Origin of the sequence: Oceanispirochaeta sp., assembly GCF_027859075.1 — a bacterium.
In the GTDB taxonomy this organism is placed as follows: domain Bacteria; phylum Spirochaetota; class Spirochaetia; order DSM-2461; family DSM-2461; genus Oceanispirochaeta.
Window position 1 is genome coordinate 24,971 of sequence record NZ_JAQIBL010000277.1, and the last position, 13,155, is coordinate 38,125.

At 45.0% G+C, this 13,155-nt stretch carries 9 protein-coding genes and 1 riboswitch; of the genes, 5 read left to right on the forward strand and 4 right to left on the reverse strand.

Annotated elements, in window-relative coordinates:
- Positions 1–29 precede the first annotated feature (29 nt).
- The 4 genes from purF to PF479_RS15490 are packed head-to-tail and all read right to left on the reverse strand — an operon-like array spanning position 30 to position 6,414.
- Positions 30–1,427, reverse strand: coding sequence for an amidophosphoribosyltransferase (purF, locus tag PF479_RS15475; RefSeq protein ID WP_298008216.1), 1,398 nt, complete (start codon positions 1,425–1,427; stop codon positions 30–32).
- Between the two features lie 5 nt (positions 1,428–1,432).
- Positions 1,433–2,152 carry a phosphoribosylaminoimidazolesuccinocarboxamide synthase gene (purC, locus tag PF479_RS15480; protein ID WP_367277250.1) on the reverse strand — a complete coding sequence of 240 codons (720 nt, stop codon included), beginning with the start codon at positions 2,150–2,152 and terminating at the stop codon, positions 1,433–1,435.
- Positions 2,149–2,628 carry a 5-(carboxyamino)imidazole ribonucleotide mutase gene (purE, locus tag PF479_RS15485; RefSeq protein WP_298008218.1) on the reverse strand — a complete coding sequence of 160 codons (480 nt, stop codon included), beginning with the start codon at positions 2,626–2,628 and terminating at the stop codon, positions 2,149–2,151. Before purE ends, purC begins: the two co-directional genes overlap by 4 nt.
- Positions 2,629–2,649: 21 nt before the next feature.
- On the reverse strand, positions 2,650–6,414 hold the full coding sequence (locus PF479_RS15490; protein WP_298008220.1) for a phosphoribosylformylglycinamidine synthase: 3,765 nt from the start codon (positions 6,412–6,414) through the stop codon (positions 2,650–2,652).
- An 80-nt stretch (positions 6,415–6,494) separates the two neighbouring features.
- Positions 6,495–6,595, reverse strand: a riboswitch (purine riboswitch).
- Positions 6,596–6,873: 278 nt separating this feature from the next.
- Between PF479_RS15490 and PF479_RS15495 the strand changes: the two genes are divergently transcribed.
- The 5 genes from PF479_RS15495 (at position 6,874) to PF479_RS15515 (ending at position 13,039) form a co-directional block, all read left to right on the forward strand.
- Entirely contained in the window at positions 6,874–7,623 is a 750-nt protein-coding gene (locus PF479_RS15495) for a basic amino acid ABC transporter substrate-binding protein (RefSeq protein WP_298008222.1), read from the forward strand.
- Positions 7,611–8,405, forward strand: a complete 795-nt coding sequence (locus PF479_RS15500) for an amino acid ABC transporter permease (protein ID WP_298008224.1) — start codon at positions 7,611–7,613, stop codon at positions 8,403–8,405. Before PF479_RS15495 ends, PF479_RS15500 begins: the two co-directional genes overlap by 13 nt.
- A 40-nt stretch (positions 8,406–8,445) precedes the next feature.
- Positions 8,446–9,126 (forward strand): amino acid ABC transporter ATP-binding protein, encoded by a 681-nt coding sequence (locus PF479_RS15505; protein WP_298008233.1) that lies wholly within the window; start codon positions 8,446–8,448, stop codon positions 9,124–9,126.
- A gap of 74 nt (positions 9,127–9,200) precedes the next feature.
- On the forward strand, positions 9,201–10,955 hold the full coding sequence (locus PF479_RS15510; protein ID WP_298008226.1) for an ABC transporter ATP-binding protein: 1,755 nt from the start codon (positions 9,201–9,203) through the stop codon (positions 10,953–10,955).
- The gene (locus tag PF479_RS15515) at positions 10,952–13,039 is read left to right on the forward strand and encodes an ABC transporter ATP-binding protein (RefSeq protein WP_298008228.1); all 2,088 of its coding nucleotides are present in this window, start codon (positions 10,952–10,954) and stop codon (positions 13,037–13,039) included. Before PF479_RS15510 ends, PF479_RS15515 begins: the two co-directional genes overlap by 4 nt.
- Positions 13,040–13,155: the final 116 nt, after the last annotated feature.

Genomic DNA, 13,155 nt, shown 5'->3' on the forward strand with positions numbered 1-13,155 from the left:
TCCATTCCTAATTCAATATTTTCTTAAATTCAGTTATTGGGTGTCAAAGGGTATGTCCCCGTGAGACATCCGTTGCAAAAATGCATTTCTTCAGTACTCAAGGCTCTTGTCAAACCGTCCAGGCTGATATATCCCAGGCTGTCGGCTCCAATTTCCCTGCATATTTCTTCAACATCCCTGCCTGTGGCGATCAATTGTTCCGTGTCGGGAGTATCAATACCAAAATAGCAGGAGTACTTAATGGGCGGGGATACGATTCCAAGATGAACTTCCGAGGCTCCTGCTTTTCTCATGAGAGCCACCAGATGACGGCTTGTGGTTCCTCTGACGATGGAATCATCGATGAGGATCACCCTTTTTACTTCTACAACCGATTTAACAACATTCAATTTTACGGATACGGCTTTCTCCCTTAATTCCTGGGAGGGAGAAATAAAGGTTCTACCGATGTAACGGTTTTTAATAAACCCCATCTCGAAGGGGATTCCCGAGGCTTCAGAATAACCTATGGCCGCGGATATTCCAGAATCGGGCACGGCGACAACCATATCGGCGTCAATAGGATTTTCCTTGAAATATTCAGCACCGCATCTCTTTCTGGCCTGCATGACATTAATGCCGTCAATCTGACTGTCTGGCCGAGCAAAATAGATATCTTCAAAAATACAGGTTGAAAGTTTGGATGAGCTGTCGTATCCCAGGGATGTTACCCCCTTTTCATCAATAACGACAATTTCCCCGGGTTCCAAATCCCTTACGAATTCGGCACCCACTGTATTCAGGGCACAGGATTCAGAGGATAGAATCCAGGCATCATCCAGTTTTCCAAGACAAAGGGGACGGATTCCATAAGGATCCCTGACACCTATCAGTTTGTTATCGATAAACAATACGATGGCATAAGAGCCTTTTATGGCTCCGGCGGCTTCTCTCACAGCCTTTTCAATTCCCTTAACTGCCCCCCGGGCAATCATGTTGAGAATGACCTCGGTATCGCTTGTCGTCTGAAAGATGGCACCCCCATCTTCCATGAGTGATCTTATAATTTCTGAATTTACCAGATTTCCATTATGGGCGACTGCCAGGGATCCCAGTTTGCAATGACCTTCCAGTGGCTGTGCATTTGCCAGATCGCTATTTCCGGTTGTTGAGTAGCGGACATGACCGATGGCTGCATTTCCGGTTTTTAATTCGATAATGGCATCATTCTTGAACACTTCAGTCACAAGACCCATACCTTTGCGAGTCGTCAATACGCCGCCACTGCTGATTGTGATACCGGCACTTTCCTGCCCACGGTGCTGCAGACCAAGGAGTCCAAGATAGGTCATCTCGCCAACAGGATATTCTTTGGGAGAATAAACACCAAAGACTCCGCATTCTTCATGAAGCTTGTCATCCCCGGGAAATTCTTCGGAAGGCATCATATGATTTATCCCTTTTCCACTCTGGAAAGTATTTCTCTATAGGCTTGCTGTACATCACCAAGGTCCCGTCTGAATCTGTCCTTATCCAGTTTCTGATTTGTTTCCTTGTCCCAGAATCGGCAGGTATCTGGACTGATTTCATCTGCAAGAAGAAGTGTGGCATCAGCTGTTTTTCCGAATTCTATTTTGAAGTCGATGAGACGGATGCCCTGTTTGTCAAAAAACTCTGTCATAATGCGGTTTACATCTGCGGTTATGGCATAAATTTGTTTAAGTTCATCATACGTACTCAAACCCATGGCGACGGCATGATGATCGTTGATCAGAGGATCACCAAAAGCATCATTCTTATAACAAATTTCAAAAACGGTATTAGGAATCTCCGTCCCTTCCTCAATGCCCAGTCTTTTTGCCATGCTGCCTGCAATCACATTACGGACTATGACTTCAAGGGGGATAATGGTAACTGCCTTACAGAGCTGATCCCGATCATCCAGTTTTTCAACAAAATGAGTGGGAACCCCTTCTTTTTCCAGGATCTTGAACAGAGCTGTTGTAATGGCATTATTAAAAATACCCTTATCCGCAATCTGTCCCTTCTTTTCACCGTTAAATGCTGTGGCATCGTCTTTATAGCTGACAATGACATAAGCGGGATCATTTGTGGCATAGACTCTTTTAGCCTTGCCCTCATACATCATTTTCTCTTTGCGGATCTCTTTCATAATTCAACCCCTTCGCTGTTGTCGGCGATAAATTTTTCTTTCATTTCTTTTCTGAAACGAATCAGTTTTTCTTTAAGCTCTGGATATTTTACTGCCAGGATTTGTACACCCAGCATGGCGGCGTTATAGGAATTATTGATTCCGACAGTAGCCACGGGGATGGCTTTGGGCATCTGCACGATAGAAAAAAGAGAATCCATGCCATGGAAAGCAGCATCCAGAGGCACTCCGATGACGGGGAGAATGGTTTGGGAAGCCACGACTCCAGGAAGATGGGCAGATAATCCGGCTCCTGCAATTATAAATTCACAGCCCTCTTCTTCCAGACGTCTGATTACTTCTGTCAGTTTTTCCGGCACTCTATGGGCAGACAGAATATGAGCTTCGTATTCAATACCGAATTCCTTGAGACAGACGGCAGCGCCTTTCATTTTATCCTGATCAGACCTGCTGCCGAAAAAAATTGCACATTTCACGTATTACTCCTCCTTCCGAAATTATTTGAAATACCTGACAGCCGATTCAAAAAGTGGCTGATTTTTTTCACCGGGAATATTCATGAAATTATCCCCGGAAAAACGTTCTGTATGACCCATTTTCCCCAGAATTTTTCCACAGAGAGAACTGATGCCTTCAATGGCCAGATCTGATCCGTTAGGATTGTAGCGTGGATTCAAGCTACTGAGGCCCTGGTCATCACAGTACTGAAAGGCAATTTGCCCCTTCTTTTGTAGATCCGCCAGAACCGATGGAGAAGTACTGAAGCGTCCCTCTCCATGAGAGATCGCTATCTGATGGAGATCTCCGGCTTCCATATTCTGAAGCCAGGGAGAAAGTTCACTAACCACTCTGGTGGTGACCATCCGGGAAATGTGTCTATTGTTCATATTTCTGGCCAATGTGGGAGAATCAGAATTCAGTGTCCTGACCTCCCCATAAGGCAATAGCCCCGACTTGATGAGTGCCTGAAATCCATTGCAGATGCCCAGGATAAGACCATCCCGGTCCAACAGATCCTGTATGGCCTGTGAAACCAATGGATTTGTGAGAACATTGGCGATAAATTTCCCAGAACCATCAGGTTCATCTCCCGCAGAAAACCCACCCGAGAGCATCAGAATCTGTGAGGAATTAATTCCCTTGACCATCTGCTCCAGACTCACCAGCACATCTGAACGGCTTCTGTTACAGAATACGGAGCTCAATGTGGTGGCGCCGGCATTCTGGAAAGAACGTTCCGTGTCGTACTCACAGTTGGTTCCAGGGAATACAGGGATAAAGACCCGGGGAGCCAGGGATAGAGGGGGCTTTTTCCATTCAGACCTTCTCTTGTACAAAGGCAGAGTACAGTCATTCGAGTCAGTGATATCCGGATCGTCTGTGAAGATCATATTCAGCGGCTTTTCCCAGATGAGTAATGCCTCTTCCAGGGATACTGAAAAATCCTGGAATCGAAGCTCATCTTCGGGGATTGTCTGACCCAGGACGATTAGCTGAGGATGAAGAACGGCGAGATCTGGATCCTCAGATTCGAAAAGGATATCCCCTTTCCCTTTGTCAAAAAGAAAGACCCTCTCATCTGACATCTCAAATCCGATGCCGTTTCCTACAGCCATCCTGAAAATCTGAGCGGCAATTCCGCCTTCTTTCACTGTCGAGGCTGATTTTATCTTTCCCATTCGATTCAAATCTTCGATCAGATCGAATCCTGATTTCAATTTCTCCCAGACAGGAAGATGATACTCATCCTGGACAAGGGGGAGTAAATAAACGGTATGACCGGCTTTTTTGAATTCTGAAGAGACAATGGTATCAATTTTTGATGTTGTCACAGCAAAAGAAATCAGGGTGGGAGGGACATGTATGTCATGGAAAGTACCGGACATACTGTCTTTACCGCCGATGGCGGGAATATCCAACTCTTCCTGAGCAGAAAGTGCTCCCAATAATGCCGAAAAAGGAAGTCCCCAGTTTTCAGGATCTTTTCCCAGCCGTTTGAAATATTCCTGAAAACTCAATCGGGCTTTGCGCCAATGCCCCCCTGAAACAACCAGTCGCGCCAGAGAGGACACCACAGCATAGATACTGCCGTGATAGGGGCTCCACCTGGAGAGTCCCGGATCAAAACCGTATGCCATAAGGCTGCAGGTCGTTGTTCTGCCCTTCTGTACGGGTAATTTGTGAATCGAGGATTCCGACTCGCTCAGTTGGTATTTTCCACCGTAGGGCATCTGAACCGTTGATGCACCGATGGAGGCATCAAACATCTCGACCAAGCCTTTTTGGGAACAGACATTCAAGCTGGAGAGGGACTGTTTGAATGATTCCTTATCTATTGTTTTCATCACTGTAAAAGGATTCTCGTCCCAGTTGATCATCCCGATGGAGACATCCGTGGTCTGCCTGACACCGTTTGTATCCAGAAACCCCCGGTCCAGATCAACAATGCTCTGACCTCTCCATTTCAGAATCAGGCGATTGTTCCCGGTTACATCTGCGACATAACTGGCATCCAGATTTTCATCAGCGGCAAATTGAATCATCCGGTCCTTGTCGGCGGGATTGACAACAACGGCCATTCTTTCCTGGGATTCAGAGATGGCCAGTTCGGTCCCGCTCAGCCCCTTGTATTTTGTGGGAATCCTGTCCAGGTCGATGCATAACCCCGGGCTGAGCTCTCCAATAGCGACTGATACCCCGCCGGCTCCAAAGTCATTGCATTTTTTGATGAGACCGGTGACATCGGGATTCCTGAAAAGCCTCTGAATCTTACGTTCCTCCGGAGCATTTCCTTTCTGTACTTCTGCACTGCAGCTTTGAAGGGACTCACTGCTGTGCTCTTTAGAAGACCCCGTGGCTCCTCCGCATCCGTCCCGTCCTGTCTTACCACCGATCAGGATGATAACATCACCGGGGACAGGTGTTTCTCTACGGACCATGAACTCAGGCACGGCTCCTACAACGGCGCCTACTTCCATTCTCTTTGCTTTGTAACCGGGGTCATAGATCTCACGGACAAAGCTAGTTGCCAGACCGATCTGATTCCCATAGGAACTAGAACCCCGGGCTGCGGTTCTGGTGATGTATTTCTGGGGAAGTTTACCGGGGATTGTGTTCTCCATTTTTTCTGTTGGATCAGAGGCTCCTGTGATCCTCATGGCCTGATACACATAGGACCGACCCGAAAGAGGGTCTCTGATGGCTCCGCCAATACAGGTGGAGGCTCCCCCGAAGGGTTCAATTTCAGTAGGATGATTATGGGTCTCATTCTTAAACATCAGGAGCCAGGGTTCGTCTTTTCCGTCAACATCCACCTGGATTCTAACACTGCAGGCATTTATCTCCTCAGAGACATCCAGGTCATCCAGAAGGCCTTCTTTTATTTGTCTTTTCCCAGAGATGGTGGCCATATCCATGAGAGTCAGTGGTCTGTCATTACGCCCGCAGAGACTGCGGATACTGATATAATGATCCAGAGTCTTTTGTAGAACTATCTGGAATCTGTCTTCGGGTAGAATGATTTTCTTGATTTCAGTTTCAAAGGTGGTGTGACGGCAGTGATCCGACCAATAGGTATCGAGGACCCGGATCTCGGTCTCTGTGGGAGACCGTTTTTCAGTCTCTGAAAAATAGTTCTGACAGTACAATACATCTTCTGCCGACATCGCCAGTCCCATAGAACGGCGAATCCCTTCTGGGGCGGCTGTATTAAAATCCTGGAGAACTGGAACATCAGAGGCCAGGGAACCAAGGTCAAAGAGTGAATGTCCCTTGAGATCTTTTTCTCTGGCTTCCACCGGATTGATGCAGTATTTCTTGATGTGTAGAAGATCATCATCCTTGAGCGTCCCTTCAATGACGATGAGGCGACTGGTTCTGACAACACCCGTCCAGTCGGGATATACTAGATGAATACATTGAGCCGCAGAATCTGCCCGCTGGTCAAATTGACCCGGAAGATATTCTATGCCAAAGGAATGCCCATCCCCGGGTAATTCATCAAGGATGATATCCGATGGAATTTCAGAAAATACCGAAATGCTGATCCTGGCTAGACGGGGGGCATCAAGCTCTGTTAATTCGTATATGTTGATGATCCTGATTCTTGAGATACTCCGGATTCCAAGAGTTTCAACAAGATCTGATTTCAGAGCTTCTGCTTCATTGTCACGGCCGCTTTTTTTTTCTACAAAAACACGGGAAAAATCACTCATACTGTGATGCATTCCTTTTGAAGCCGAAAGCATGTCTTCCGGTTTCACTGAATAAATTTCCGTACTGAATAAAGCTTATCCAAATCTAAAAACAAACAGTGTCTTAACACTCTTTTAGAGTAGAATACAAGAGGAATCCATTGACTTATAGTTGATCCTTTACGGGGATCAGTAGAAACTCTCGAAACCATATTATTCGGAATATATAAGCTTTATCTTTTCAGGCCCCTACACTAACATGTTCAATATTTAAGTTCAACATGTCTGACAAGTCATTATGGTGGAATGTGGAGGAGGTTCCAAAGCTTTTTAAGCCAGCATTAAAGAAGAGTCAATCCTCTGAAACACTGGAAGATCATTCCATAAATATACAGATATTAATACAAAATTGTAGGAAAGAGAGAGAAAACAGATATATAATGAGTAATTTATTCGAAACAGCTACAAATCGCCTCTTATTTCTGGTATAAATATTAAAAACAAATTGTAATCAAATGGAGTTCACCTATGAAAAAATTATTATTACTTTCATTGATTCTTATTCTCAGCGCAACTGCTGTATTTGCCGGAGGACAGAAAGAAGTCAGCAATGTCATCGTCATCGCCTCGGATGCAACATGGCCTCCCATGGAATTCCTGAATGAAAATAAAGAGATCATCGGTTTTGATGTAGATATGCTCAAGGCTGCAGCAGAAGCCGGTGGTTTTGAAATAGAAATCGTCAACACAGCATGGGATGGAATTTTTGCCGGTCTGGCGAATGGCAACTACGATGCCGTATGTTCCTCCGTAACGATTACTGAAGATAGAAAAGCTGCCATGGATTTTTCAATACCCTATATCAACGCAGGTCAGGTCCTAATCGTTGCAAAAGATTCCAAGGGAATCACAACTCTTGCTGATATGTCAGGGAAATCACTGGGTGCTCAGATTGGAACAACCGGTGCCATTGCCATAACTGATGCTGGAAATGTCGAACTGAAAACCTACGATGAACTGGGACTGGCCATCGAAGATCTGGCCAATGGTAATATCGACGGTGTCGTTGCAGACAGTCCTATTGCGGCTGACTATGTTCTGGGAAATGATACCTATAATTCCAAACTGAAAATCGTTGGTGATCCTTTCACCGATGAATTTTACGGTGTGGCTGTCAAAAAAGGGAATTCTGAAGTTCTTGATAAACTGAATGCAGGTCTTAAAGCCGTCATCGAATCCGGTAAAAGAGATGAGCTGATCACTAAATGGCTTCGATAATTGATAACAACCATAACAAAATTGAAGTAACTGATGGAGCCCTTATACCCGGTAAAGGGAATAAGGGGCTCTTTTCTTCCTGGCAGATTACTTTTTTCGGGGCGATTCTGATCATCATTCTCCTCCCTGTTTTGAAGCCGGATCCTTACTGGAGGATATTGAAATTCCTTCCAGACGGGATTCTGGTTACTTTTCAGGTAACAATCATGTCCATCATCTGTGCCACCTTCATCGGACTGCTCACGGGACTTGGCCAAATTTCCAGGAATGTAGTTTTTAACAGAATTGCTACAATTTATGTCGAATTAATCAGGGGCATCCCCCTCCTGGTTCAGTTGTTCTATATCTATTTTGCTTTGGGTAAATTTCTGAATATTCAGGGTATGGTTGCGGCCGTCATAGCCATGGCAGTCTGTTACGGTGCCTATATGGGAGAGATTTTCAGGGCGGGAATTCTATCTATCCCCAAGGGACAGATGGAAGCAGCCATAGCACTGGGAATGTCCAGGGGCCAGGCGATCAGGCTGATCATCCTGCCTCAGACCATGAGAATAATACTTCCTGCCATTGGAAACGAGTTCATTGCTCTTCTGAAAGACTCGTCCCTGGTTTCGGTGCTGGCAATATCCGATCTGCTGCGCAGAGGACGTGAGTTTGCGTCAACGACTTTCCTTTATTTTGAAAGTTATACGATGGTGGCTCTGGTCTATCTGGTGTTCACACTCTTTTTATCCAGACTTGTGGCTATAATGGAAGAAAGGATGGCTCTCCGTGGAAAATAGAATCAGTATAAGAAATGCCGTTAAGGATTTTGGTATTGTCATGGCTCTGAACGGAACCAGCCTGGAGATCAAGAGCGGTGAAGTTGTCCTGATTATCGGTCCTTCCGGCAGCGGTAAAAGCACCCTTCTGCGAAGTGTAAACCGTCTTGAAGTTCTGACTTCGGGTGAAATATTCATTGATGGTGACAGTGTCACTAATCCCGATTCGGATATCCGACTCATTAGAGAAGAGGTCGGGATGGTCTTTCAGGACTTCAACCTTTTCCCTCACTTGTCAGTACTTGAAAATATTTCTATTTCTCCCCGGCAGGTAAAAAAAGAACCCAAAGAATCTGCACTTCAGAATGCCATGCGTTTGCTGAAGCAGGTGGGACTGGAAGAAAAGGCCGAGTCTTATCCCGGGGAGCTTTCGGGAGGACAAAAGCAGAGGGTTGCCATAGCCAGAGCCCTGGCCATGAATCCCAAGGTCATGCTTTTTGATGAACCCACATCGGCATTGGATCCAGAAATGGTCAAGGAAGTTCTGGATGTTATGCTCGATCTGGCAAAGAATGGAATGACCATGATGGTTGTATCCCATGAAATGGGTTTTGCCAGGGCCGCTGCGGACCGGGTTATCTTTATGGATGAAGGTCAGATTGTCGAAGAAGGCACACCTTCTGATCTATTTGATCATCCTAAAGAAGAGCGTACAAAGCAGTTTTTAAAGCATATTCTTTAAAAGTTATGTAATTATTGTGAAAAGGGCGTTGCAAAGGCAATGCCCTTTTTTTAAATCTGTATCTGCTGGTTCATATGACTAAAATATTTTATAATGCTCCTATGCTGAAAGAATACAGAACTCTTATGCCCTACTACAAAAAATACCGATTCCAGTATCTCTTCGGACTCCTCTGTCTGGTCATTACCAATGCCGGCCAACTCATGATTCCCCAATACATCCGTCTCAGTCTAAATTTGATGACCGAAGACAAGGCCACAGCTGAATCCATCCTGAAGCTGGTTTTAGCCTTGGCCTCAGTGGCTTTTGTCATTGCTCTGGGACGGTTTTTCTGGAGATTCTTTATCAATGGAGCCTCCCAAAAAATTGAAAAGAACCTGAGAGGTCAGATTTTTTATCATCTTCTTGAAATGAGTTCCTCTTTTTTCGGCCGTCATAAGACGGGAGACATAATGGCGAGGATGACAAACGATATGAGAGCCATCAGGATGGCCAGCGGTATGGCTCTGGTGGCCTTTGTAGATGGATTATTCATGACCCTGGCCATCCTGTGGATTCTGTTTTCCCGGTACCCGCGACTGGCCATGATAACCATCATTCCTCTGCCGGTCATCACCGTCATGGTTCTCTTTGCTGGATCCCTTCTGGGGGAAAAATTCAAAGAAGTTCAGGAGCGTTTTTCAAATTTAACATCCACTGTTCAGGAATCAATGAGCGGCATCAGGGTTATAAAAACATTTAACAGGGAAGATTATGCCCTGGGGAACTTTGAAGAAGATAATAAACGTTATATTCAGGCGAATATTTCTCTTGTTAAAATATGGGGAATGATGATGCCCGTCGCAGGATTTCTAACAGGTCTGACAGCCTGCCTGCTCCTTTTCTTCGGTGGACGCATGGTGATCTGGGGAGAACTGAATCCTGGAGATTTTGTGGCCGTTATGGCCTATCTGGGAATGCTGGCCTGGCCCATGATGGGAGCTGGTTTTACAGTCAACCTCATACAGCGAGGCGCCGCCTCTCTTAAGAGGATCAATAGCATCCTGGATGAGCCAGCTGAAATTGCCAACCAACCTGATCCCACTCAGGTTGGCCCATTCCAGAGTCTCTCCATCAAAAATCTCGATTTTCATTACAGCAATGAAAGTATTATTAATGATCTGACCCTCTATATCAAGGCGGGAGAATCTCTGGGAATATTGGGCAGAACGGGAAGTGGTAAATCAACTCTTATCAATCTGCTGCCCCGGATTCTTGAAAGCCCGAGAGGATGTATCCTGTATAATGGCCTGGAAATTCATGACCTTGAACTTTCAGCACTGAGAAAGACCATATCACTCATACCTCAAGAAACATTTCTATTCTCTGCCAGTATTATTGAAAACATCCGTCTTGGAAAAAAAGATGCTCCACTGGATAAGATTCAGGAGGTGGTTGAATTGACCACATTGGATAGAGATCTGAAAAATTTCCCCAAAGGTCTGGAGACACAGGTGGGAGAAAAAGGTATTTCCCTCTCGGGGGGACAGAAACAGAGGATAGCCCTGGCAAGAGCCCTCATTGCAGATCCTCAGGTACTCATTCTGGACGATGCCCTCTCGGCGGTAGATACAAAGACCGAAGAGTTTATCCTCTCCCGTTTTTTTAAAAAAAGAAAAGGACTAACGAATATTTTGATTTCCCATAGAGTGTCTACACTGATGAATGCCGACAGTATTATCGTGTTGGATAAGGGAAGGATAATTCAAAAGGGGCATCATGACGATTTGATACTCCAGGATGGGTTGTATCAGAAAATATATAAGCTTCAATCATTGGATAAATCATGAAAGTACCTGAAGAAAACGAAAAGGACATCGATTCTCGGATCATAAAAAAGCTCATGAAATTTACGGATAAATACAGGCATTGGTTTATTCTGGCCATTGCAGCACTCATTTTATCAACCGTTGCCGAATTAGCACTTCCTGTCATCCTGCAGCAGAGCATTGACAGGAATATCATGGCCCACTGGACCTGGATAAGCGCTGACCTGGAAGTGACAGAGAAACTAGTCGAAGGTCATGACAATTACAGAGACAAAGAAAACAGGGTCTTTATCCTGGAAAGTGAATTAAGGGGAATCAACAGCAGAGAAAGAACTCTTTATCAGGAACAGGGCATGATGGCCGACGAGAGCTGGTATGTATTTCAAGGAGATAGTGTTAAGGATCAGATCCTGGGGGAAATGAATCAAATCGTTTCTCTTGAAAAGGGAAAAACCGCCGTTCCTCATAGTATATTGAAGTCTCTGGATCAGGAAAATTATAAATCTATCAGAGCTCAGGATGTTATGGTACTCAAAAAAAGAGCCTGGCAATATTTTATGCTGTTGCTGGTTATTCTAGTGTTCACATTCCTTCAAATATTTTTAATGTCCTGGACCAGCCAGGGAGTTATGAAAGATATCCGGTCCACCATGCTCTCTCATATCATGAAACAATCATTGAGTTACCTGGGAGAAACACCCATCGGGTCACTGGTTTCCCGCATAACCAGTGATGTGGAAACCATTAATGAGTTCTTTACATCTGTGACCATCTCCATCCTGAAAGATATCGCCATTATGGCGGGAGTTCTTGTGACTCTCTTCTTCCTCAACCCCCTACTTGCATTGGTCACTCTATTGACCATACCACCTGTTTTGCTGGCATCCTTCATCTTCAGAAAGATGGCCCGCAGCGCATTCCGCAGACAAAGGCATTGGATTTCCAGAGTCAATAGTTTTTTGTCAGAACATGTCTCGGGGATGGAGGTGATCCAGATTTTCGGGCGGGAAAAAGAAACCCGTGATCAATTTGGTGAAGATAATGAAGAATTGCTCAAAGCCTCCATGTCGGAAATGTATATTTTTGCCGTCTTTAGACCACTGGTCGATCTGTTCAGTTCTGTCACTCTGGCAATTGTCATCTATGCGGGAGCCGCCATGCTGAACCGCCATATCCTCTCATTGGGAATTCTGATTGCTTTTATTGATCTGATACAGAAATTTTATAGACCTGTTATGGATATGAGTGAGAAATTTTCAATCATGCAGTCTGCCATGGCCGGAGGAGAGCGTGTCTTTTCACTGCTTGAAGAGAGTTACGAGATTTCTGATAAGGGAATAAATACCCCGGAAGAGAAAATCGAGGGAAAAATCGAATTCAAGAATGTTTGTTTTTCCTACAAGCCGGGAGAACCGGTGATCAGAGATCTCAGTTTTGTTGTACACCCTGGAGAAACCGTAGCCATTGTCGGATATACAGGGGCAGGAAAGACAACGATAGCCTCCCTGGCTACCCGTCTTTGGGATATCGACTCAGGAACCATTCTTTTAGACGAGACCCCCCTGGAAGACTACAGCCTGGCCTATCTCAGACAGTCGATTCAGGCGGTACAGCAGGATGTTTTTCTTTTTTCAGGAACAATAAAAGAAAACATTACCCTGGGCAGCCCGATCGATGATGCCACCCTGATGAAGGCTGCCGAAACCGTACAGGTTGACCGGTTCATAGACACTCTGGATAAGAAATATAATACAGAGCTTCAGGAACGGGGGAAAAATCTCTCTGGTGGACAGAAGCAACTCTTGTCTTTTGCAAGAGCCGTTGCCCATAATCCTGTTGTTTTGATCCTGGATGAAGCCACTGCCAATATTGATACTGAAACGGAAAAACTCATCCAGAAAGCCATGGATAATCTGCTCATCGGCAGAACCTCCCTGGTCATCGCCCATAGAATCAGCACCATCATGAAAGCCGACAGAATTCTTGTATTGTCTGAAGGCAGGCTGGTGGAATCAGGAAGTCATGAGGAACTGCTTACCCGGGAGGGATTGTATTATAACCTTTACAATTATCAGTATGCATCATCTGAAATGAATGGAATTTAGCAGCCTGTCGGACTTAATCATTATTGTTCTATTTTTGATCTTTTTCATCTCTTCTTCGTCACTCAATTGTCAAATATGCTCGATATTCTCCTCATTCGTTCCTAAAATAGAAGAAA